24 protein-coding genes and 1 pseudogene are annotated in these 22,181 nt (G+C 53.0%); 14 read left to right on the top strand and 11 right to left on the bottom strand.

Annotated elements, in window-relative coordinates; all coding sequences use genetic code 11:
- Positions 1-173 precede the first annotated feature (173 nt).
- From yidC to rpmH, 4 genes are all read right to left on the bottom strand, one after another.
- Complete coding sequence (gene yidC / locus L1889_RS15085) at positions 174-1,850, bottom strand: membrane protein insertase YidC (RefSeq protein ID WP_238665780.1); 1,677 nt, start codon at positions 1,848-1,850, stop codon at positions 174-176.
- 132 nt (positions 1,851-1,982) lie between these two features.
- Positions 1,983-2,282, bottom strand: coding sequence for a membrane protein insertion efficiency factor YidD (yidD, locus tag L1889_RS15090; protein WP_238665781.1), 300 nt, complete (start codon positions 2,280-2,282; stop codon positions 1,983-1,985).
- Positions 2,279-2,647: a ribonuclease P protein component gene (rnpA, locus tag L1889_RS15095; RefSeq protein ID WP_257793916.1), complete on the bottom strand. Its 369-nt coding sequence runs from the start codon at positions 2,645-2,647 to the stop codon at positions 2,279-2,281. Before rnpA ends, yidD begins: the two co-directional genes overlap by 4 nt.
- 46 nt (positions 2,648-2,693) lie before the next feature.
- Positions 2,694-2,828 carry a 50S ribosomal protein L34 gene (rpmH, locus tag L1889_RS15100; protein ID WP_238665782.1) on the bottom strand — a complete coding sequence of 45 codons (135 nt, stop codon included), beginning with the start codon at positions 2,826-2,828 and terminating at the stop codon, positions 2,694-2,696.
- A 323-nt stretch (positions 2,829-3,151) separates the two neighbouring features.
- On the opposite strand from rpmH, the gene dnaA reads away from it, so the two are divergent.
- The 3 genes from dnaA to gyrB all read left to right on the top strand — a co-directional run bounded on the left by dnaA (position 3,152) and on the right by gyrB (position 8,127).
- The gene (gene dnaA / locus L1889_RS15105; RefSeq protein WP_372871772.1) at positions 3,152-4,480 is read left to right on the top strand and encodes a chromosomal replication initiator protein DnaA; all 1,329 of its coding nucleotides are present in this window, start codon (positions 3,152-3,154) and stop codon (positions 4,478-4,480) included.
- Positions 4,481-4,482: 2 nt separating this feature from the next.
- Complete coding sequence (gene dnaN, locus L1889_RS15110; protein ID WP_238665783.1) at positions 4,483-5,592, top strand: DNA polymerase III subunit beta; 1,110 nt, start codon at positions 4,483-4,485, stop codon at positions 5,590-5,592.
- An 84-nt stretch (positions 5,593-5,676) separates the two neighbouring features.
- Positions 5,677-8,127, top strand: a complete 2,451-nt coding sequence (gene gyrB, locus L1889_RS15115; protein WP_238665784.1) for a DNA topoisomerase (ATP-hydrolyzing) subunit B — start codon at positions 5,677-5,679, stop codon at positions 8,125-8,127.
- A gap of 97 nt (positions 8,128-8,224) precedes the next feature.
- Here the strand turns inward: gyrB and bla are convergent.
- The 3 genes and pseudogenes from bla to L1889_RS15135 all read right to left on the bottom strand — a co-directional run bounded on the left by bla (position 8,225) and on the right by L1889_RS15135 (position 10,305).
- Positions 8,225-9,089 (bottom strand): annotated as a pseudogene (gene bla / locus L1889_RS19310) (class A beta-lactamase).
- 148 nt (positions 9,090-9,237) lie between these two features.
- Complete coding sequence (locus tag L1889_RS15130) at positions 9,238-9,648, bottom strand: VOC family protein (protein ID WP_238665787.1); 411 nt, start codon at positions 9,646-9,648, stop codon at positions 9,238-9,240.
- 42 nt (positions 9,649-9,690) lie between these two features.
- A complete protein-coding gene (locus L1889_RS15135) occupies positions 9,691-10,305 on the bottom strand; it encodes a glutathione S-transferase family protein (protein WP_238665788.1) in 615 nt (204 codons plus the stop codon).
- A 124-nt stretch (positions 10,306-10,429) separates the two neighbouring features.
- On the opposite strand from L1889_RS15135, the gene L1889_RS15140 reads away from it, so the two are divergent.
- Both L1889_RS15140 and L1889_RS18525 read left to right on the top strand, forming a co-directional pair.
- The gene (locus L1889_RS15140; RefSeq protein WP_257793917.1) at positions 10,430-11,041 is read left to right on the top strand and encodes a LysR family transcriptional regulator; all 612 of its coding nucleotides are present in this window, start codon (positions 10,430-10,432) and stop codon (positions 11,039-11,041) included.
- Positions 11,032-11,319 (top strand): LysR substrate-binding domain-containing protein, encoded by a 288-nt coding sequence (locus tag L1889_RS18525; protein WP_257793918.1) that lies wholly within the window; start codon positions 11,032-11,034, stop codon positions 11,317-11,319. Before L1889_RS15140 ends, L1889_RS18525 begins: the two co-directional genes overlap by 10 nt.
- Positions 11,320-11,518: 199 nt before the next feature.
- Here L1889_RS18525 and L1889_RS15145 read toward each other — a convergent pair whose 3' ends face one another.
- Entirely contained in the window at positions 11,519-12,136 is a 618-nt protein-coding gene (locus L1889_RS15145; RefSeq protein WP_238665789.1) for a TetR/AcrR family transcriptional regulator, read from the bottom strand.
- 188 nt (positions 12,137-12,324) lie between these two features.
- Here L1889_RS15145 and L1889_RS15150 point away from each other — a divergent pair, with 188 nt between their 5' ends.
- Both L1889_RS15150 and L1889_RS15155 read left to right on the top strand, forming a co-directional pair.
- Entirely contained in the window at positions 12,325-13,086 is a 762-nt protein-coding gene (locus tag L1889_RS15150; protein WP_238665790.1) for an SDR family NAD(P)-dependent oxidoreductase, read from the top strand.
- A gap of 67 nt (positions 13,087-13,153) precedes the next feature.
- On the top strand, positions 13,154-14,158 hold the full coding sequence (locus L1889_RS15155; RefSeq protein WP_238665791.1) for an SDR family NAD(P)-dependent oxidoreductase: 1,005 nt from the start codon (positions 13,154-13,156) through the stop codon (positions 14,156-14,158).
- 253 nt (positions 14,159-14,411) lie between these two features.
- Here L1889_RS15155 and L1889_RS15160 read toward each other — a convergent pair whose 3' ends face one another.
- Together L1889_RS15160 and L1889_RS15165 are read right to left on the bottom strand one after the other, a co-directional pair.
- The gene (locus L1889_RS15160; RefSeq protein WP_238665792.1) at positions 14,412-15,419 is read right to left on the bottom strand and encodes an NADP-dependent oxidoreductase; all 1,008 of its coding nucleotides are present in this window, start codon (positions 15,417-15,419) and stop codon (positions 14,412-14,414) included.
- A gap of 118 nt (positions 15,420-15,537) precedes the next feature.
- On the bottom strand, positions 15,538-15,924 hold the full coding sequence (locus L1889_RS15165; protein ID WP_238665793.1) for a RidA family protein: 387 nt from the start codon (positions 15,922-15,924) through the stop codon (positions 15,538-15,540).
- A gap of 146 nt (positions 15,925-16,070) precedes the next feature.
- Between L1889_RS15165 and L1889_RS15170 the strand changes: the two genes are divergently transcribed.
- The 3 genes from L1889_RS15170 (at position 16,071) to L1889_RS18535 (ending at position 18,012) form a co-directional block, all read left to right on the top strand.
- Entirely contained in the window at positions 16,071-17,027 is a 957-nt protein-coding gene (locus L1889_RS15170) for a LysR family transcriptional regulator (protein ID WP_238665794.1), read from the top strand.
- A 189-nt stretch (positions 17,028-17,216) separates the two neighbouring features.
- The gene (locus L1889_RS18530; protein WP_257793919.1) at positions 17,217-17,744 is read left to right on the top strand and encodes a MipA/OmpV family protein; all 528 of its coding nucleotides are present in this window, start codon (positions 17,217-17,219) and stop codon (positions 17,742-17,744) included.
- Positions 17,737-18,012, top strand: a complete 276-nt coding sequence (locus L1889_RS18535) for a MipA/OmpV family protein (protein ID WP_308217656.1) — start codon at positions 17,737-17,739, stop codon at positions 18,010-18,012. The genes L1889_RS18530 and L1889_RS18535 overlap by 8 nt, the downstream gene beginning before the upstream one ends.
- Here L1889_RS18535 and L1889_RS15180 read toward each other — a convergent pair.
- Positions 18,009-18,449 (bottom strand): YtoQ family protein, encoded by a 441-nt coding sequence (locus tag L1889_RS15180; RefSeq protein ID WP_238665795.1) that lies wholly within the window; start codon positions 18,447-18,449, stop codon positions 18,009-18,011. The two genes, L1889_RS18535 and L1889_RS15180, sit on opposite strands and share 4 nt — an antisense overlap.
- A gap of 358 nt (positions 18,450-18,807) precedes the next feature.
- On the opposite strand from L1889_RS15180, the gene panD reads away from it, so the two are divergent.
- The 4 genes from panD to L1889_RS15200 all read left to right on the top strand — a co-directional run bounded on the left by panD (position 18,808) and on the right by L1889_RS15200 (position 22,142).
- The gene (panD, locus tag L1889_RS15185) at positions 18,808-19,353 is read left to right on the top strand and encodes an aspartate 1-decarboxylase (RefSeq protein ID WP_238665796.1); all 546 of its coding nucleotides are present in this window, start codon (positions 18,808-18,810) and stop codon (positions 19,351-19,353) included.
- Positions 19,354-19,599: 246 nt separating this feature from the next.
- The gene (locus L1889_RS15190; RefSeq protein ID WP_238665797.1) at positions 19,600-20,634 is read left to right on the top strand and encodes a methionine ABC transporter ATP-binding protein; all 1,035 of its coding nucleotides are present in this window, start codon (positions 19,600-19,602) and stop codon (positions 20,632-20,634) included.
- Positions 20,635-20,638: 4 nt separating this feature from the next.
- Positions 20,639-21,304, top strand: a complete 666-nt coding sequence (locus tag L1889_RS15195; protein WP_238665798.1) for a methionine ABC transporter permease — start codon at positions 20,639-20,641, stop codon at positions 21,302-21,304.
- Between the two features lie 37 nt (positions 21,305-21,341).
- The gene (locus L1889_RS15200; protein ID WP_372871688.1) at positions 21,342-22,142 is read left to right on the top strand and encodes a MetQ/NlpA family ABC transporter substrate-binding protein; all 801 of its coding nucleotides are present in this window, start codon (positions 21,342-21,344) and stop codon (positions 22,140-22,142) included.
- Positions 22,143-22,181: the final 39 nt, after the last annotated feature.

The raw sequence follows: 22,181 nt of genomic DNA on the forward strand, positions 1-22,181 counted from the left end.
AGAGCCTGTCCCAGGGTGCGCCAATATGCGGATGCTGAGATTACCTAGTATGCAGCAGCCATGTAATCCGATGAACATCTGTACAGTGTTTATTGCTTACGCCGGAACAAAAAAATCCCGCTTGACGATGAAGCGGGATTTTAGTTTTACTACGGTGGTGTGCAGTACGGGGTTTAACCTATGGCTTTAGCCGCTGCAGCCCGATTGATTTTGCTTGTAATGTACTGTTGTTGCGCAATGGATAGCGCGTTATTGACACACCAGTACAGTACCAGCCCGGCCGGGAAGAAGAACATCATGCCACCGAAGACCAAAGGCATCAGCATCATAATGCGTGCTTGCATTGGATCGGGCGGGGTCGGGTTCAGCTTGATTTGCAAGAACATGGTGAGCATCATCACGGCAGGCAAAATAAACCATGGGTCGCGGGCGGCCAAGTCTTGTACCCAGAGAATCCAGGGGGCGCCACGCATTTCAACGCTGCCCAGCAGAACCCAGTACAACGCGATAAAGACCGGAATCTGCACCAGCATAGGTAAACAGCCACCCAATGGGTTGATTTTTTCGTTGCGGTACATTTCCATCATGGCTGCATTCAGCTTGGCTTTATCGTCGCCAAACTTTTCACGTAACGCCTGCATGCGGGGTGTGACTTGCTTCATTTTGGCCATGGAGCGATAGCTAGCGGCCGAGAGCGGGAAAAACACTAATTTAATTAACAGCGTTACTACCACAATGGACCAGCCCCAGTTACCCAGAATGCTGTGTAGCCATGACAGGATCTTGTACAGTGGCTTGGACAAGATAGTGAGCCAGCCGTAGTCTACGACCAGATCCAGGCCCTTGGCCACTTCGCTCATGGCCTTTTGATCTTGTGGGCCCACCCATAGGTTGGCTTCAACGGCTTTGTGCTCACCCGCACCAATTGTTCCTACTGCCTCGATGCTTCGTACCGAATACAGGTTGTCGCTGACACGCAAGATTTCGTTGCTGCGATTAAGACCTTGTGCAGGTACCCATGCAGTAGCAAAATAATGCTGCACCATGCCGATCCAGCCATTGTCTGCCTGTCGGGTATACGACGCCTTGTTTTTCTCAACGTCTGAGAACGAGACTTTTTGAAACTTGTCTGCTTCCGAATATACGACCGGACCTGTGAAGGTACGGTACAAACGTGAGGAATCAGAAGGGTTATTGCCGTCGCGTGTAAGTTGCAGGTAGATAGAAGGATTGATAGCGGCATCACCCAGGTTATGGATGTCGTGGCTAACGTGGATGTCGTAGCTGCCTCTGGTAAGGGTATATGTTTTGATCACCCGAACGTCGTCAGCTGTGGCCTCAAACACCACCTGCAATGTGTCTCCGCTTAAGCTGTGCTCGGAGGAAACCAGCGCAAACGGCGTGAGGTGGGTAGGGTAGCTTTGCCCCGCCGATGCGCCTACTACGCCACTTTGTGCCACATAAACCGAGTTGGCTGAGTGTTCAAGCAGCACCATGGCCTGGGTCTTGTCTTCGGGAGCCGCGTACTTCAGCAATTCGGCTTTGACCAACTGTGCACCAACGGTGTCAAAGCTTAGGCGGTAGACATCGGTATCGATATTGATGATTTCCGAATCGGCAGAGGCAGGCGTGCTGGCAGATAGCTCGGAGGGCGAGCTAGGTGAAGCAACTGCATTTGGAATACTGCTATCGGCAGTATTTGTCTCGCCGTCCGAAGGGGCCGGTGCTGTTTGAGTGGCCGGAGTAGAGGCAAACATAGAAGGCTTGCCGTTGTACTCTTGCCAGTTATTCCATAACAGCAGGAGCGAGAAGGAAAAAATCATCCAGAGGATGGTGCGTCGAATGTCCATAGCGCCTGTTTCACAAATATGAAGCTGAGCAAAAGCTTAGCAGTTTAACGCAGCTGGCCGGTTAACTGGCGATTTGCGTGTAAACACCGAGCATGTCAGTATAAATAATGCTTGATTGGTGTTCGGGTTTATCTAGTTCGTGCCGTTTTGGTTACGGTCATGATGCGTCGCACCACAGTCGGAACCGTCACGCTGTTGTGTTTCCAGCGAGGTTTTCCTGGCTGGAACCGGATCATAACCGCTACTGCCCCACGGGTGGCAACGGCTTATTCTTTTAATACCTAACCACAAGCCTTTGAGCGCTCCGTGCGTGTCTATGGCTTCAATGGCGTAGGCTGAGCAAGTTGGCGTATAACGACAACTGCGTCCTAGCCACGGGCTGATCACATACTGATAAAATCGTATTGGAGCTATCAGCAGCGATTTAATCATTGCTGTACTCGTTGCAGATGTTCCAGCGCTTCGGTGCGAACCAGCTTTCTCAGCTGCGTCAACGATATTGCCGGAACCTTGCTGTGCAATCTGAAAACGTAGTCGCGTACAGGAAGCTCCTGGCAATGCAGGCGAAACGTCTCCCGCAAAATGCGTTTTATTTGATTTCGGGTGACAGCGCGCTGAGCGAGACGTTTCGGAATAATTAATCCTAGACGAGCTTGTGCAAGACGCGGAGCATCGGGCGCCAAACGTGGAGTATTTACAACGAACAAAACCCCTCTGGAAATACGCCGGCCTTTTAAGGCCTGCACATATTCGGAGGGGCGTTGCAGTCGTGATGTGGCTGGGAAGGTAGTACGCATAATTAGATACTGCGACTAACAGGAAGTGCCAGCCAGCACCCGATAATTAAACAGCTAAACGCTTGCGGCCTTTGGAGCGGCGAGCGTTAAGAATGGCACGGCCACTACGGGTTTTCATGCGGAGACGAAAACCGTGTGTGCGTTTACGACGAGTTACGGAAGGTTGATAAGTGCGCTTCATGGTTATCCACAAATATAAAAAGTGCCGCCAGAAGACGCTTCTTAAAGTCCACCCCTGACAACGTATGGGCCAGGTTCTGGCAACAAAAATTCTTGAAAAGCCCACCATTTCAGCAAAGTTTTTGAGTTTAGTCAATTGTTTAGGTACCCTATCCTCATTTTTATCTTCATTGCCTGTGGATAACTTAGGCCGTCACGGGGTAGAATCGAGGTTTACTGAAGTGAAGAAAATGAAAGAATTTTGGCAGTCCTGCGTGCAAACGCTTGAGCAGGAGCTCCCCCTCAGCAGATTAGTGCCTGGATTCGCCCGCTCGTTCCGTTGGAATACGACGAGGGGCAGGCTTTGTTGCGTCTGTCTGCGCCCAACCGTTTCAAATTAGATTGGGTACGCAAAAATTTTGCGCATCGTATACAAGACCTGGCCAGCGAGTGGTTTGGTCGACCTGTGGAAATCGCATTCGAACTGGCTGCAACGGGGCCCTCGCCGCAACCGGGTATTACGGTTCGAGCTCCTGCACGCCAGGCAGCCAGCGTGTCGTCGACATCGGCTCACGAATCGTCTGCCCAGCCACAAGGGGGGCAGCCCCGGTCAACTCTGTGGCCACGGCCACAGCTGAGGCGCTGCATGACCGCTCGCGTTTGAACTCAGAACTTACCTTTGATAACTTTGTAACGGGTAAGGCCAACCAGCTGGCGCGTGCGGCTGCATTGCAAGTCGCCGAGAACCCCGGTATTTCGTACAACCCTCTGTTCTTATATGGTGGCGTTGGTTTGGGGAAAACGCATTTAATCCATGCAATTGGCAATGCCCTTTTGGCTAACGGTAATGGGGTGCGGGTGCGCTATGTGCATGCCGACCAGTATGTTTCTGATGTTGTGAAAGCCTATCAGCGCAAGGCCTTTGACGAGTTCAAACGTTATTACCACTCGCTGGACCTGCTGCTGATTGATGATATTCAGTTTTTTGCCGGTAAGAATCGAACGCAAGAAGAGTTTTTCTACGCCTTCGAAGCCATGGTGGCTCAGCGTAAGCAAATTATTATTACATCCGACACCTACCCCAAAGAGTTGGCCAACATCGACAGTCGCCTGATATCACGCTTTGATTCTGGCCTGACCGTTGCTATTGAGCCACCTGAACTGGAAATGCGAGTGGCGATCTTGCTGCGCAAAGCTCAGACCGAAGGCATCGTGATGCCCGAAGAAGTTGCGTTTTTTATTGCTAAGCATCTGCGCAGCAATGTACGTGAGCTCGAAGGCGCTTTACGTAAAGTATCTGCCTATGCACGCTTTCATGGCCGCGATGTGCTTACCGTCGAGGTATGTAAAGATGCCCTGAAAGATTTGCTCTCGGTTTCCAACGGCCAGATTACGGTGGAAAACATTCAAAAAACGGTGGCTGACTTTTATAAAATCAAAGTTGCTGACATGTATTCAAAGCGACGCCCTGCGAACATCGCCCTGCCCCGACAGATTGCAATGTATTTAGCCAAAGAGCTGACTCAAAAAAGCTTGCCTGAAATTGGTGACTTATTTGGTGGCCGCGACCACACTACTGTGCTGCACGCTGTGCGCAAAATAACGGAAGCTCGTAGCAAGCAAACAGAGCTCAACCACTCGTTACACGTACTTGAACAAACCCTGAAAGGATGACCATGCAAATCGTACAAGCCACTCGTGACGCATTGCTCAAGCCGCTATCGACAGTTGTAGGGATAGTCGAGCGTCGGCATACTCTGCCAATTCTGGCAAATATTTTGCTTCGCAAAGAAGGTCGGAAAGTATCGTTTATTGCGACCGACCTAGAGGTACAAATTACGACCCATGCCGAATTCGGGGTTGGCGACGAGAATGTATCCACTACAGTGGCAGCGCGTAAGTTGCTGGATATTTTGCGGGCCTTGCCGGATGTCGGCGATGTCACCCTGACATTGCTCGACGGAAAACTGATTGTTCAGTCAGGGCGTAGCCGCTTTGCCCTGCAAACTCTTGATGCGAGCGAGTTCCCTACTCTTGCGCAGCCCGAAAGCTGGGATGTGTCGTTTGGGCTGCCTCAGAAAACGCTTAAGCACTTGTTTAACACTGTGCATTTCGCGATGGCACAGCAAGACATCCGCTATTACTTAAACGGTATGCTTTTTGTTTTTGAGCCAGGCTGGGTACGGACGGTTTCAACAGACGGACACCGTTTAGCGCATAATGGTACACAGATTGATGGCATTGAATCGCGTCATGATGTCATTGTTCCTCGTAAAACAGTGCTTGAAATGCAGCGTTTGCTAGGCGATGTAGATGACGGCGTACAGGTCGATGTGGCGACAGGCCAGGTTCGCTTCCGTTTCGAACACGTCGAGCTGATCTCCAAATTGGTAGAAGGTAAGTTCCCCGACTTCACCCGGGTCATTCCTTCAACCTATACGCGTCACTTTATGATTAATCGTGAAGCTTTGCAGGGCAGCCTGCAGCGCGCGGCCATCCTGACCACCGACAAACTGCGTGGTGTACGTGTGCAGCTTAGCGATCATCAACTGCGTATTTCTGCTTCGAACGCCGAGCAAGAAGAGGCAAACGAAGAAATTGAAATCGATTACGAGTTTGAAGCCCTCGATGTAGGCTTCAACGTCAGTTATTTGCTCGATGTCCTGGCTAATATCAAAACAGAGCAAGTCCGTTGGTCGGTACAGCCCGACTCTAACGCATCGGTGCTAATCACGTTGCCCGATGAAGATGCATTTAAATATGTGGTAATGCCAATGCGAATCTAAGCAAAATAGATCGCATCTTCGCGGTTTTATGCAGGGCCGTCGCCCTTAAACCGACGCTATGGCTCACTAAAGGTACTACTATTCATGTCAGATCAAACCACGACTATTAACGAAGCCGATTACGGTGCAAGTTCCATTCGGATGCTTAAAGGCCTTGAGGCCGTACGAAAGCGTCCAGGCATGTACATTGGCGACACCTCTGACGGCACAGGCCTGCACCATATGGTGTTCGAGGTAGTTGATAACGCTATTGACGAAGCCCTTGCTGGTCATTGTGATGAAATTATTGTCACAATTCATTCCGATAACAGTATTTCGGTTCGTGATAATGGCCGCGGCATACCTACCGATATTCACCAAGACGACGAAGAGCACCGTAGCGCAGCCGAAATTGTCATGACTGAACTGCATGCCGGCGGTAAGTTCGACCAGAACTCGTACAAGGTCTCTGGTGGCTTGCACGGGGTCGGGGTATCGTGTGTCAACGCTCTGTCTGAATGGCTGGAGCTGACGATTTGGCGTGCCGGCCACGAGCATAGTTTGCGTTTCGAGCGTGGTGCCCGAGTGGCCCCATTAGCGGTGGTGGGCGACACCGACAAAACAGGAACGCTGGTTCGTTACCTGGCCGATGACGAGATTTTCAACAACATTGAATACGTCTACGAAACGCTTGCAAAGCGTTTACGCGAGCTGTCTTTCCTGAACAACGGCGTCAAGGTGAAGCTGGTCGACGAGCGCCAGGGAAAGGAAGAGGATTTTGCCTTTCTGGGTGGTGTGAAAGGGTTTGTCGAGTACATCAACCGCAGCAAAAGCGTACTGCATCCCAACGTTTTCTCGGTTATTACCGAGTCAGAAGCGGGCGGAACCCTGGTCAGCGTTGAAATTGCGATGCAATGGAATGACAGTTACACCGAAACGGTCTTGTGCTTTACCAATAATATCCCCCAGCGTGATGGGGGTAGCCACCTGACTGGCTTACGTGCGGCAATGACGCGAGTATTGAATAAATACATCAATGACAACGAGTTTGCCCGTCGCGCCAAGGTGGAAACCGCGGGTGACGACATGCGTGAAGGTTTGTCATGTGTGTTGTCGGTTAAGGTTCCCGAGCCGAAATTTAGCAGCCAAACCAAAGATAAACTGGTTTCCAGTGAAGTGCGTCCAGCGGTTGAAGAAGCTGTCAGTCGCACGCTAGAGACTTGGTTGCAAGAAAACCCTGCGGATGCACGTGCTGTTTGCAATAAAATTGTCGAGGCCGCCCGTGCACGTGAAGCAGCGCGTAAAGCACGTGAAGTTACACGTCGTAAAAGTGTGCTCGAAGGCGCGGGTTTGCCGGGCAAGCTGGCCGATTGCCAAGAAAAAGACCCTGCAAAATCCGAAATTTATATTGTTGAGGGCGACTCCGCGGGCGGCTCGGCAAAACAGGGGCGCGACCGTAAGTTCCAGGCCATTTTGCCACTGCGCGGTAAAATTCTGAACGTAGAGAAATCACGCTTTGAGCGATTGATTACCAGCGACCAGATTACGACCCTGATTACTGCCTTGGGCAGTAGCATTGGTCCCGACTTTGACATTACAAAGCTTCGTTATCATCGCATTATCATCATGACTGATGCCGACGTTGACGGTGCTCATATTCGTACCTTGCTGCTAACGCTGTTTTATCGTCAGATGCCGCAGCTTATTGAGCACGGCTACGTCTATATTGCTCAGCCCCCTCTTTACCGGGTTAAGGTAGGACGCGAAGAGCGTTATCTGAAAGATGACGTGGAAGAAGCCGAGTTCATGTTGACCATTGCCATGAAAGACGCGCAGCTGTTGCCCAGAGAAGGAGCAGAGCCCATCTCCGGCACTACGCTCGAAGATCTGGTGCGTCAGTATGTGCTGGCTGATCATGTTATTGCCCGACAGGCACGGATTTTTGATAGCGAAGCCCTATCGGCTGTGGCGGAAGGAATAGAAATTCGTCTCGATACCGAAGAGGATGCCAAGGCGTCGGCTGAGCGCCTGCAAAACGTCATTCAAGAGCCGGCTAATCCCCACTTCGTCAGCGTCAGGCACGAGCATGATGAAAACAATGACTCATGGCGTGTGGTGGTTAATCGTTTGCATCACGGTAACTACAGGCTCAGCATTTTTGATCGCCCTTTTATTCTCAGTGCCGACTACCAAACACTTAAACGTGCAGGTAAAACCTTCTTGGGTCTGATTGGCGAAGGTGCTGTCATTGCCCGTGGCGAAGGCGAACGTCGTAAAGAGCAGCCCATCAGCGACTTCCGGGATGCCGTCCAGTGGTTACGTAACGAAGCCGAACGCGGAGTCTCCAAGCAGCGCTATAAGGGTCTGGGCGAGATGAACCCGGAACAGCTGTGGGAAACTACAATGGATCCGACTGCACGACGCCTGATGCAGGTGCATATCGAAGATGCCATGATGGCTGACGAAATCTTTACGACCCTGATGGGTGATGAAGTAGAACCTCGTCGTGCATTTATCGAAACCCATGCATTGCAAGCGGGCAACATTGACGTGTAATGCTGCTTGTAGGTAAAGACATAACTCTTTCGTGCATGAGCGATAGTGGTCAAAGAGCTAGCAGCTCGCTAGCCAAGGATCCTCACTAGCATGGCGGTCATGGTGAGGCCAGCACCGTTTCGGCCAGCGCTTTGCCGATAGTGGCGATTGCCGCATTGCGCTGCTCCATCGATGCCTCGGTCTGTGTGATGTAAATTGCGGCAATGAGCGGGGCTCGTTCCGGGGGCCAGATGATTGCAACGATTCCTCGTGAACCATAGCCCCCGCGCCTGTCCTGTCGCCGATGCGCCAGTCGTCAGGAAGACCGGCTCGCAACAGCGGCCCGCCAACCTCGTTATTTATCAGCCATTTTATCAATGTCTCTCGTGCAGAAGGTGATAACGCATCGCCTAAGAGTAGTTCCTGCGATGAACTCGCCATTGCCGCTGGCGTCGTGGTGTCCCGTAGATCGCCGGGAGTGGCTTCGTTGAGTTCAGTCTCCCAGCGATCCAGTCGCGTTGTCTTATCATCAATGGTACGCAAGAATGCCGTGACCGCGCCGGGCCCACCAAGCGCCTCCAGCACTTTGTTGGCAGCGGTGTTGTCGCTGGTCCGCAGAGTAGCCGCGCAAAGGGCATCAAGGCTTATTTTTGGCCCACCCACTTTTCGGTGACTGGGGAATAGGGGACAAGATCTGATTGGGCGACCGATACTAGCCGATTTCTATCATAGCCGGCACCACTCTGTGCAAGAAGCGCCCCACATGCCAGAATCTTGAATGTGCTGACCATGGGAAATCGTTCGTCGGCGTTGTGGAGCCAGCGGACACCGCTGCCTGTATCGTAGATGGCCAGACCAACACGCGCATCCAGCTCCACTTCAGCCTGGCGAGCCGCATCCACGATCAGGTTTTCTGCGGCCTCGGCCAATGGTAGTGGGGTAGCACAGAGAACAAAAAACAGCACCGTGAGCTTTTGCCCCACCTTGACTTGTATCGAGCGCGAGGTAGTGCTGCGTGGTTTGCGAGCCCAGAGCCATGTTGTCATTAGATACTCCTTGTACGTTTCGACGGAAGCAGAGCAACCACTGCAGGCAGTATAAGGGGCAGACTATGCGCCACTTCCGCCCTCTTTAGCTGATCAGTATCTCGTTAAACTCCACTACATTCAGATCGGGATCCCGGATGAAGCAGACATTACGACGGCCATGACCCATCGTGACCGGCCCCTCGCTGATCGTGATATTTTCGTGTGCCAGCCAGGCCACCAGTTCGTCCATGCTGTCAACGATAAAGGCGGCGTGCGTATAGCCGGGCCATTTGATTGGCGCGTCAAGGAGCACATTGCCTTCCCGGGCAGGCTGGCCGTTGTAGATCAGATGGATTCGCAGACCCGCGGGATGGACGAGACCACAAGCCCTGGCTTCTGGCACGAACTCCTCCGGGTCGCGGGTAAAACCCAACTTAGCATAAAAAGCTTCCGCTATCGTCAGATCGGTGACGCGGATACCGATATGGTCGAGGCACAGAGTGTCAAATCGCATGCTCGTTCTCCTGATTGAATGAGGTTGAGAGAAAAGGCCGATTCAGGCTTCTAGTCCGGCCCGGGTTCGCTGAAATGGGAGGAAGCCTGGCAGGCCTTCGATCTGGCGCAGCCAGCCTCGGATTCTCGGGTAGCCGTAAAGACTCACGTTTCCCTCAGGAGCCCGTTCGACATAGCTGTAAAGCGCAATGTCGGCGATGCTGGGCTCGTTTGTCCCAGCGATCCAGCGCTGATCTTCCAATGTTTGCTCCATGGCGGCGAGCGTTGCGTGCGCGCGCTCAATCACCTCGTCAGCATCGAAAGGGGCATCAAATACGGTGATGAGTCGAGCAGCACAAACACCATAAGCGATCTTGCCGGCTGCGACCGACAGCCATCGCTGTATTTTCGCTTCGACGACCGGATCGTTTGGCAACCAGTGGGACGGGCCTATTTTTCTCGCTGCATAGACGAGGATGGCGAGCGAGTCTGCGATGATGATGCCGTCATCGTCGAGCACTGGAACCTCACCGAAAATATTCAGTGCGAGGAATTCTGGCTGCCGGTGGGCGCCAGCCGCTAGATCGATCTCAATCAGCTCATGAGGAAGGGCAGCGACCGAAAGAAAAAGAGCAGCGCGATGCGCGTGTCCTGACAGGCAGTAGTGGTAGAGTTTCATGGTGTGTATCCTTTTTTGACCTATGAATTGATTATGCCTGCCATCTAATAATGAGATAATCCATTAAATTCGCACTTCTTTAATGCGGGTTTGGACGATAATTCATGAAGGCGTTGGAGTAACGATGGAGAAGTTGCGGACGCTAAGAGTTTTTATCAGCGTGGCTGAGCATGCGAGTTTTGCCGAAGCGGCGCGGCGGCTGAACATGTCGCCGACAACGGTATCGCGTGCGATTGCGGCGCTAGAGGCCGACGTGGGCGTACAGTTGTTAAGACGCACCACGCGTAGCGTGCGGTTAACCGACGAGGGCGCCCACTTTCTTGCACGATGCCAGGTAGCGGTTGCCGAGATTGACGGAGCATTCGACGCTGCCCGAAGTGGCCGATCAATACCGCGCGGCACATTGACGGTGACGGCCCCGGTCATGTTCGGCCGACTGCACATACTGCCTGTTGTCGTTGAGCTACTGCAGTTGTATCCCGATCTTCACGTCAGGCTGCTATTGTTGGACCGGCCCGTGCGTTTGGTCGAAGAAGGGGTCGACGTCGCTGTGCGCATCGCCAATCTGCCGGATAGTTCCCTGCACATGCTGCGGGTAGGCGAGGTGCAGCGCGTGTTTAGTGCAAGTCCATCCTATTTGGCGGTACATGGCAGGCCTACGTCGCTGACTGATCTTCGTGATCACGATTTAATCTGGATCGAGGACGAAGACGGGCCCCATCGCGGATGGGGGTAGACGCCATCCGACGGTCTGGTCGCCCCGCACGTTTGTCGGTCAACAACATGGACGCGGCTGTTTCTGCCGCAGTCGCCGGGCTGGGCGTAGTTCGGACGCTTTCTTATCAAGTTATCGATGATGTTGCCGCTGGACGTCTCGAGCGCCTCCTGCCCGACGATGCGACATCTGCTTTGCCCATTTCGCTGTTGTTCCAAAGCGGGCGAAAGGATCACCCCAACGTTCGTGCCTTTATTAAAGTCGTAAAACGCTATTTTCGAGGGGTGTCGCTGTCTTAAGCAGGAATGCGTCACAGTGCGCGAATTTGAAGCGCTTGCGGCGGCGCTGCTGACGAAGTAGCTCCTTACTCTCGCCTCGAAGATCTTCATCGCATGGCCGGTATTTTTCTGGCAGAGCGCGTGCCAGGCTCGGGGCGGGCGGGGGCTCGAACTTCGGGCCTTCGCCAATTGCTGGATGTTGCCTGGAAAGTATTTACCTTTAGCCTGGGGACGACTTCTCGGAGTCGGTGGCGCTGTGCGTTGGCCATGTCGAGAGCGCTTGCTTGGCAACAGCCTCCAGCATCTCGCGGCTAAAACCAGCTTTAGCCTGCACCGCCATGCCATGCAGAACGGCCATCACGAATGCCGCAAGAACATCGGGTCTGGCGTTATCTGGCAAATCGCCTTCGTTTATTGCCCGCTCGAAACGTTCACGAAGCTGTGCTTCGCCAGCTGCGCGAGCCTCTATCAACGCTTTCCTTACAGGTTCTGCATCATCCGATCCCGCCAGAACACCGTTGACCCCAAGGCAGCCGGTATGGTCGGGATACTGGGTGTGAAGTTCGGCTGAGCGGTAGAGGATGTGCATCGCCGCATCCCGTGCCGTCGGCAATTCAAGGGCCTGCGGAATGAAGTCCAGGTACCGTTCGTAATAACGCGCCAGCGCTTGGCGAAAGAGCGCCTCTTTGTTGCCGAATGCGGAATAAAGCGCGGGCCGCTCCACGCCGGCGGCCTCGGTGAGATCGGCGTAGGAGGCGCCTTCGTACCCCTTGCGCCAAAAGACGCATAACGTGGCGTCCAGCACCTTCTCCACGTCGAATTTGCGACGACGTCCCATCAGATCACCTCCATTTCATGAAAATAACGGTCATTACAAAACTGCTTGACAGCATAGCATACCGATCGTTATCGTAACGATCGTTACTTAATCTTTTACGGTGACTTCATGTTCCGAGATCATCGGAATTTTCTCGTCGCAGCGCAGTTCGGTTCAGTCGATCCACTCAACAACGAAAGGTCTCAATCATGCAGAAAACATTGTCCGGCAAAGTCGCTCTGATCACTGGAGGTTCACGCGGGCTCGGAGCCGTCATCGCTGACACGCTCGCCGAAAAAGGAGCCGAAGTAGCGATTAGTTACGCGGCATCGGTCCAGAAGGCCGAAGCCGTGGTCGGGAAGCTGAAAGCAAAGGGCGTCCGGGCCCTCGCGATCCAAAGTGACCAAGCTGATACCACGGCGGCCAAGTCGCTGATCGCTAAGGTGGTGGCGTATTTCGGTCAGCTCGACATCCTCATCAACAACGCTGCGGTCGTAGTAAATGGACAGAAAGTCGATGACCTCTCGCTTGACACCGTTGCCCTTGACCGGCAGTGGCAGATCAATGTCATGGGCGTGGTCGCCACAACCCGCGCGGCAGCGCCGGTGCTTTCTGAACACGGCCGCATCATATTCATCGGTTCTCGCAATGGTACCTTGGCTTTGATGCCGGGCGTCGCGGATTATGCCGGAACGAAGGCCGCCCTCATTGGCTACGCCAAGGGGGTTGCTCGCGATCTGGGCGAACGTGGCATTACCGTCAACGTCATCCAGCCTGGCGCCATGCCCACCGACATGATGACGCAGGCCCTGGGCAGTACGGTCGCACCCGATCCCTTTCTGGATATGCATCCCATTCGTCGCATTGCGACGCTTGAAGAAGTGTCTGCGCTCGTCGGCTTCCTGGCGGGACCAAACGGAGGCTATATCACCGGCGGCGTGATCGACGTGGCTGGCGGCTTAGGCATCTGATTCACCACTCACAGGCGCTGGCAAAAACGCCTGTTTTTTCTTACCCATCCAATCAAGGAAAATGAAAATGAGCAAAAAGTTTGGTGCAACATCGACCGCCGATGAGGTGCTGGCCGGCGTTGATTTATTGGGCAAACAGTTTCTCGTCACCGGAGTATCGTCAGGCATCGGGCTCGAAACGGCTCGTTCACTGGTTTCGCGCGGCGCCATCGTTGTAGGTACGGTCAGGGATCTGACCAAAGCCGAGATGGCCACGGCATCAGTGCGCGACGCCGCGAAACAAGGAGGTGGCCGTTTGACACTGATTGAGCTTGAGCTTGCCTCCTTGCAAAGTGTTCACGCTTGTGCAGATAAGCTTCTGGCCGATGGGCAGCCGTTTGATGCCATCATCGCCAACGCTGGCGTTATGGCGCCTCCGTTCGGTCGGACCATCGACGGATTCGAGCTTCAGTTCGGAATAAACTACCTTGGCCATTTCGCGCTGATCAACCGGATCGAACCGCTGCTGGCTCAGAACGGGCGTTTGGTGGTGCTGTCGTCCCAGGCTCATCGGGTCGCTGACATCGACCTGGACGATCCCAATTTCGAGCAACAGGCCTACGACCCATTTATCGCCTATGGTCGTTCAAAGACGGCCGTTACGCTCTTCGCAAGCGAATTCGATAAACGGCATCGTACTCGGGGCATCCGGGCGGCTGCTGTGATGCCGGGGAACAGCTTTACGGATCTGCCTCGCCACTTCTCGCAAGAGGATTTGCAGAAGCTCTTCGAGACCGTTGGCGAGGCCCGCGCCGAAGCAGGGCTTGCGCCAGCCGAGCTGAAAGAGGTCTCGCAAGCCGCCGCTACCTCGCTCTGGGCCGCAGTCGTGGCCGACAAGGATGATATCGGCGGACACTATCTTGAAGATTGCGCAGTGGCAACGGTCAATGATACGGATAATCCGTTTGCCGATGGAGTCAGGTCGTATGCCCTGGATGCCAATAAAGCTGGGCAACTTTGGGAGAAAAGCGAGGCACTGATCAGCGCTGCCAGTGAAGGGTTGGACTTGGCCATCAATTCAGCGGAATTGTAGCCAAAGTCCTTGAGCGTCTTGTCGATGGGCGCTCAGCCTAGACAGCCTATAATTTCCTTCTTCAGCGCGTGCCAACCTGGCCGTATAGGGGGTCGATGAATGATGGCAGTGACGCGCATCTCGAAACGCATCGCCGGAAGGCCCAAAGATTCAACCCCCGATTGCGTCCACACCGGTGCATGGGTGGGCATGTACTGGCGGTACAGTTTGACGTTAAGACCTCGTGGCCGTCGAGGAAAACCGCAACAGCACATTAGGACGTCACTTCGAGAAGCAATTTGCCGAAATTACGCCCGCTATAGAGGTCTTGCAGCGATGAGACTGCGTTCTCGAGCCCCTGCCGTATATCTTGGCGTGTCCTGAGGTGACCGCTTTGCATCCACGCAGCCAGGTTTTCCACCGCCTCTGGAAAACGAGCCTGATAATCATCGAAAATAAACCCTCGGACAGTGAGGCGTCGCATCATGATGGTCCACCAGAAGCTGGACTGAGTATCGACATCCGCGGTGTTGTATTCGGAAATAATCCCGCAGACAGACACGCGACCGAATATTTTCATGCGTTCCATGACGGCGTTTCGAATCGGGCCGCCCACCTGTTCGAAATAAATATCCACGCCTTCTGGCGCCAGATGATCCAGCGCTTCGCCGACGTCCACGGATTTGTAGTCGATGCAGGCGTCAAAACCCAGTTGCTCGGTCACGAACGCACATTTCTTCGGGCCCCCGGCGATGCCGATCACCTGGCAGCCTTTGAGCTTGCCGAGTTGGCCGACGATCTGGCCCACGCCTCCGGCAGCCGCCGAAACAACCAGGGTTTCCCCAGGCTGGGGGTGGGTGACGTCCAGAAGACCGAAGTAAGCGGCGGGCCCTACCAGACTGAATGTTCCGAACGTTTCGGCCAGACTAAGGCCCGGGAAGGCCGCAAGCTCTGTAAGACCGGTGCCGTCACTGATGATATAGTCAGCCCATTCGCCAGCACCGCTCAGAATCGTGCCTTCCGCAATGCCTTCTTTTTTGCTTTTTTCCACAACCCCGACCACGAGGCCGCGCATCGGAGCACCAAGCGCCACGGGTGGCAAGAACTGTTCCCGATCGTCAATGAAAACGCGCTGTGCCGGATCGAGTGACAGGTAACGGACGCGAAGCAGAAACTGACCGTCGCGCAGTTCTGGGATCGGCTCGGAGCCAAATAGAAAATCGTCGGTAACGATTGAACCGACCGGACGGCGTGCCAGACGCCAGACTTGACGCGTCGACATGATGAATACCTCGATGAGTTGTCGTAATGATTGGGGGCTGCAAGAGCGCGCAGCCGACTGGCCGATCATAAAAGTTGATAGCGCCTGTTTCAGGAGAAGAAGTCGTGCTGTGTTCTTTCTACGGTAGCTTGGCGATTACCTTGATCTCGAAGTCATATCCGTAAAGCCAAGTGACGCCTACCGCGGTTAATGTCGGATGCGGTGCTTCGCCCCAATACTCCGGAACCACTTGCCAGATCTCTTCGAACGTCGATTGCGGATCGACCATAAAGACCGTGACGTCGACCACATCGTCGAAACTGCAGCCGGCGGCCGCCAGGATGGCGTTCAGGTTTTCAAAAGCCTGCCGCACCTGTTCTTTCAGACCTTGTTGCGCCGACCCGTCTTCCAGGCTGCCGACCTGGCCGGAGACGAAAAGAAAACCGTTGGATTCGATTGCGGGCGAGTAGCGATTTCGATCATACAGTTCTTGGCGTGTAGGTGGAAAAACAACGTTGCGTGTCATTTAACTGACTCCTTTTTCATTGGGCCGATTCCGGCCGCGTGAGTGGTTATGAGACATTCTATTGACGAGCGTTTAGCTGATAAACTGGCAAACACACATAACACTGTTTGTGAAAACCAAACAATGCCGGAGTCGGGAGAGCGTAGATGGACCGTTTTGATGCCATGCAGGCCTTTGCCCGGGTCGTGGAAACAGGCAGTTTCACCAAGGCTGCGCAAACTCTGCACCTGAGCAAGACGACCGTGACGCACTTGGTGCAGCAACTGGAGGCGCGTCTGCGCGTCAGGTTGCTGAATCGCACAACACGCAAGGTCAACGTAACCCCTGACGGCGCGGCGTATTATGAACGTGTGTTGCGTTTGTTGGCCGATATGGACGATGCGGAAACGAGTCTGTCCTCTGCCCTGGCATCGCCCCGGGGCAGGTTGCGGGTGGATGTGCCCAGTCCGTTTGCCAGCATGATTCTGGTGCCGGCGTTGCCGGATTTTCACGCCAGGTACCCTGACATTCAGCTGTATCTTGGTGTCAGCGATCGTGTCGTGGATTTGATAGACGAAAACGTCGATTGCGTCGTACGCGGAGGGGAGGTTAGCAACCAGTCGCTAGTGGCGCGGCATGCTGCGGATTTGCCGCTGGCGGTGTATGCAGCGCCGAGTTATCTCGCTCGGGCGGGCCGCCCCGCTCATCCAGGCGAGTTGGAATTGCCGGATCATCGTATCGTGGGCCTGTCATGGTCGAGCAACCGGCGCGTGTTTCCGTGCACCATTCGTCGTGATGGCGAGAGTATTGATGTGAAAGGTCGGCCCGCCCTGGTGGTCGACGATGGCAATGCCTATCTGGCGGCAGGGCTGGCAGGAATCGGCGCTCTCTGGCTGCCGTCCTACATGGCCCAGGAGCACGTGGCACGGGGTGAGCTGATCCCGCTGTTTACGGAATGGCAGCTTGACCCGATGCCGCTGTACGTCGCATTTCCTCAAAACCGGCATGTCAGTGCAAAACTGCGTGTGTTTATCGACTGGATCATTGAGTTGATGGCGCAGCACGCCCCCGTCGCATCCCGACCGCCACTATCGCTAGAGCAGGTGCCTGGCGTAGAGAAGTGACCCCTTCGAAGCCGGATGACGGAGATCCCCGCGCTTTCTGTTTTCGGCAGGCAAAAGATGCCAACGCCGATCCGCTATGCTGAGAAACCGGCTATGAAGTAATGAGCAAAAAACTTTCTTGGTGCGGGTGGTAAATAAATACCACACAGTACGGTATGATTGTGAAAATCTTATAGAATGGAAAAGCTCATGCCCACAATGAATATCTTAGGCTCTGCCAAGCGCGAAAATACATTCCGCCTGATCGTTGTTTTTAGTCTGGGCGCCTTAGCTGCCTCGTTATCATCGCAAAGTATCGCACAAACTACTATTGGTGCCGGTGTAGGCTTCTTACCAAAGTATGAAGGTTCAAGAAACTACCGTGCACGTCCATTTCCCTTGGTGATTCACCGTAACGGTAATTTCTTTATTGCTCCCAAGGCTGAAATGCCAGCGGCAGGATTGCAGGCTGACCTTTCATCCAACTGGAAGGTGGGGGTTTTTGGCGGTGTGCATTGGGGAAGAAAAGCAAGTGATGACCACAGGCTGTACGGTACCGACCGTATTAGCCGCCATGCTGCAGCAGGTGTTTTTACCGAGATTAGTGCAGGTGATTTCAGCTTTGATGCAACGTATTACCATGCCTTAAAAGACGGCTATGGCGGGGGCCTTCAACTAGGCAGTTCGTACCGCGTGTGGCAAGAGGGCCCCACCTCATTTAAGGTGGGGGGTGCTTAGCTTTGTGGACAGCGATGCGATGGAAACCAATTTTGGTGTGAAGTCTCATGAGGCAGTTGCCAGTCGGGGCCAACTGCATCGCTACGACCCTTCGGGTGGATTGAAGTCGTACACCGTTTATGGTGCGTATAATCATCAGCTAAGCCGAAGCTGGGGCCTGAATGCAGCGTTAGGACTGAAAAATCTCGCCGGCAGCGCCCGTAACAGCCCATTGGTAGAACGCAAGACTAGTCTTTATGGGTCCGTCGGCATAGGGTATTCATTTTAGGCTTTGAGCACATACCGCAAGGTTTGTACAACTTGTTCCGGTGTGGTGGCCCAGGCCAGTGCACCGGCGTCCACTTCTTTAAGCGGATGAATAATGTCCTCAGCGTGCAAGGTAATATACGGTTTGCCTAAGGCCGCACAGAAGCCTGCATCAAAAGCGGCATTCCATTGCTTGTACTTATCCCCAAAGCGCACTACGACCAGGTCGCTTTTTTCTATCAGGGTTTTGGTACGGATGGCGTTGACCTTGGATGATTTATGATCACGCCAAAACGTATTCTCTTCAGGCCCCAGGTGATCACCCGCAGCATCGCTCGCATCATGGTCGGTAACAGGCGCAGTAAAATGAATATCCAGGCCGGCCTCTTTAGCGCCACGCTCGATTTGTTCACGCCAGTCGGTATGGATTTCACCTGAAAGGTACACGTTAAAACTCATGACAACTCCGAAGCATTCAAGATATTTGCTCGTTTCTACGGCATATACTTAGGTTAAACATAAAGCTTCAGGGTAGCATTTTGCTACTTGTCTTCAAAGTTATGACTGTCCTTCTTATTTGTCTATAGCCTTATCAAATGGATGAAACGCTTTTAGATTGAGCGTGCTGTTTTGCATCAATCCGCACATCGACGCACAGTCTTATGAATTTAGCGATAAAATGATCAGGCTTAAGTTTATGTTGCGCTGCAATAATTCCTGCGGCGTCTTTCCATACTTCTGCTTTGGCTAAGCACTATGCGTGGTTCAGCCACCGTCCCTTAAAGACCTTGTGTCTTATTAGCGAGAGATTTCAGCAATGAAAAAAGTTGTCCGTGCGAAATTGCATGGCATTACTATTACCGGTGCCGACCTGAATTACCACGGTTCTATTACCCTGGACCCTGAAATTTGCGAAAAAGCTGGCATTTTGCCAATGGAATTCGTAGAAATCTGGAATAAAGACAGCGGTGCCCGTATTTCCACGTATGTGATTTATGGCGAGCCAGGCTCCAGGTGCTGTGTGTTAAATGGAGCCGCGGCCCGTACGTGCCAGCGTGGCGACCAAATCATTATTTGTGCGACCGAATACATCGATACTGCGGATATTTATGGCCTGCGGCCGGTGGTTCTGACCTTTACGCCCGCCAATGAAATTGACGAGGTCATGCGATATGAAGTCAACAAAACGCCTGCGCGTGAATTCGACTTCAAGATTGTGCGTGAAGAGCGTATGGGCGGTAGCGCACGTGTTCTGAGCCGTGTAGACGTTGACGCGCTTAGCAAAGACTTACGTCAGCGTGGTTTAGACGATCGAGCGATTGCGGATGTGCTGTCATGTCATCTTAGCGAGTTCGCGGACTAATCAAACGTTGTTTTTGCCGATCTACACTCTTCTGGCAGCCACAGCGGAAGATAGGTTTTCAATTTTGTTTATGCCAATCAGTTATATGTAAATGGCGATTGCTTTGTTTACCTCGTATATAGCTGCGTCGTAGTATAACTTTTAGCTATTTGGTAGGCCATACGCGCTACCTGTAGCCACGGTGTACCCCACTGAAAGATAATAATATTGGAGGCAGCGGAGTAAATCTGCTGCTTTTTTCATTGAATGATAGAGCTACGTAATATTTCTCAACGTTTTGCTGGTGCCGATGGCCCGGTGCATGCACTGGACGATGTCAGCATTTCAATCAAAGCGGGCGAAATCTTCGGCATTATTGGCCGCAGCGGAGCGGGCAAAAGTACCTTGGTGCGCGTGATCAATCTGCTAAACCGGCCTACTTCAGGAACGGTGGAAGTAGCTGGCCGCGAACTGACTGCATTAGCTGTAGATCAACTGCGCGCTGCACGCCGGGAAATCGGCATGATTTTTCAGCATTTTAATTTACTGTCATCGCGTACTGTTTATGAGAATGTGGCTTTGCCACTTGAATTGGCAGGCACCGCCAAGGCAGATATTAAAAAGAAAGTCCTTTCGCTGCTTGATCTGGTGGGCCTTAGTGATCAAAAAGATCGCTATCCTGCACAAATAAGTGGCGGGCAAAAGCAGCGGGTTGGCATTGCCCGGGCTTTGGCCAGTGAACCTAAGGTGTTGCTGTCTGATGAGGCCACCTCCGCACTCGACCCGGAAACTACGCGCTCTATTCTGGAACTGCTCAAGCGAATCAACAAAGAGCTGGGCTTAACGGTGGTGCTTATTACGCATCAAATGGAAGTCATTAAGCAGATTTGTGATCGAGTGACCGTGCTAGAGGCAGGGCGGGTGGTTGAAGAGGGCCGTGTCCTGGATGTGTTTTTACGTCCTCAGCACAGTGTTACGCGCGCCATGATTGGCGACATCATCGCTCAGGATCTGCCTGCTGGCGTGCGCGAACGTATTCGCGAGAAGATGGAGACAGGTAAGCACCGTTTGTACCGTTTTGCTTTTAGCGACACCAGCGTTGATCAGCCGTTACTGTCTGAGGCGATACGGCGCTACGAACTTGATTTTAATATTTTGCACGGACAAATCGACGAGCTGCAGGGGCATGCATTTGGTTCCCTGGCTGTGCTGGTAGGCGGAGAGCCAACAAAAGTGGTGGATGCAATGGCATATCTAAATGACCAAGGTGTGGTCATCGAAGAATTATCTTACGAAGGCTAGAACGATGACTTCTGTTTTTACACCTCAAATGCTGGATTTGTTCCTTAGCTCATTTACGCAGACGCTATTTATGGTGGGAGTGTCATGGGGCATAGGCAGTGTCATTGGTTTGCCTTTAGGCGTTTTGCTGTATCTGACCAGCAAGGGCGGCATTTTGCAGAATATGGCGCTGAATCAGTCGGTGGGTACGGTAGTGAATGCTGTGCGTTCGGTGCCTTTTATTATTTTGCTGGTTGCCGTGATTCCGTTCACCCGCTTTGTCGTGGGTACCTCTATCGGCACGGCGGCAGCCATCGTTCCGTTAGCAATTGCGGCTGCCCCGTTTGTGGCACGGCTGATGGAAAATGCACTTCGTGAAGTCGATTCCGGCCTGATCGAAGCGGCGCAAGCGATGGGCGCAACCACACCTCAAATTATTTTCAAGTTTTTATTGCCCGAAGCCTTGCCTGGTATTGTCGCAGGCTTAACCGTAACGTTTGTCAGCTTGGTAAGTTATTCGGCGATGGCTGGAGCCGTCGGTGGCGGTGGCTTGGGTGATTTGGGTATCCGTTACGGCTATCAACGCTTTTTACCCGAAGTCATGCTGGCCGTGGTGCTGATTTTGATCGTTTTTGTTCAGTTTATCCAAACCTTTGGTGACTGGCTGGTCCGCCGGCTCAGCCACCGTTAAGAAAAACTGTATGTCACACTATTTTGAGGCTTAGATTATGAAATTAGCTTTTAGCCAGCGTCTGCTGGCCGGTATAAGCGTCTCGCTTATGTTGCTGAGCGGGGCTGCCCAGGCAGAGAAAAACAGTATCACCATCGGTGTTACGGGCGGGCCCCATGCGCAAATCATGGAAGAGGTAAAAAAGGTAGCAGCTAAAGATGGCCTGGAGATCAAGGTCATCGAGTTTAGCGACTATGTTCAGCCTAATGTTGCCCTGGCAAGCGGTGACCTGGACGCAAACAGCTATCAGCATCTGCCCTACCTGGAAGTGCAGGTTAAAGACCGCGGCTACAAGCTAAGTAGCATAGTGCCTACCGTTATCTATCCTATGGGCTTGTACTCTAAAAAGATCGATAAGCTGGAAGATGTTAAGGATAGCGCTCGCGTAGCGATTCCTAACGATCCTACCAACGGCGGTCGCGCCCTCTTGCTGATGGAAACAGCAGGGCTGCTGAAGTTGCGTGATGGGGCAGGCTTGACGGCCACACCCTTGGATATAGTCGAGAATCCAAAAAAACTGGACTTGGCTGAACTCGATGCTGCCCAGCTGCCACGTTCGCTTGATGATGTAGATCTGGCGGCCGTTAATACCAATTTTGCGATGGAAGCAGGTTTGGTACCTAAAGACGATGCCTTATTGCTGGAAAGCCCAGACAGCCCCTACGCCAACATTATTGTTGTACGTACTGAAGATAAAGATCAGGAGTGGGTAAAGCGTCTGGTCAAGGCCTACCATTCGGATGACGTTAAGCAGTACATTGAAGAGCAGTTTAAAGGCTCTATTGTTACTGCCTGGTAAGCAAAGTCCGGCCTAAAATACGTTGGTTTTACGTCAGGT

The organism is Paenalcaligenes niemegkensis, from assembly GCF_022230885.1.
GTDB lineage: Bacteria > Pseudomonadota > Gammaproteobacteria > Burkholderiales > Burkholderiaceae_B > Paenalcaligenes > Paenalcaligenes niemegkensis.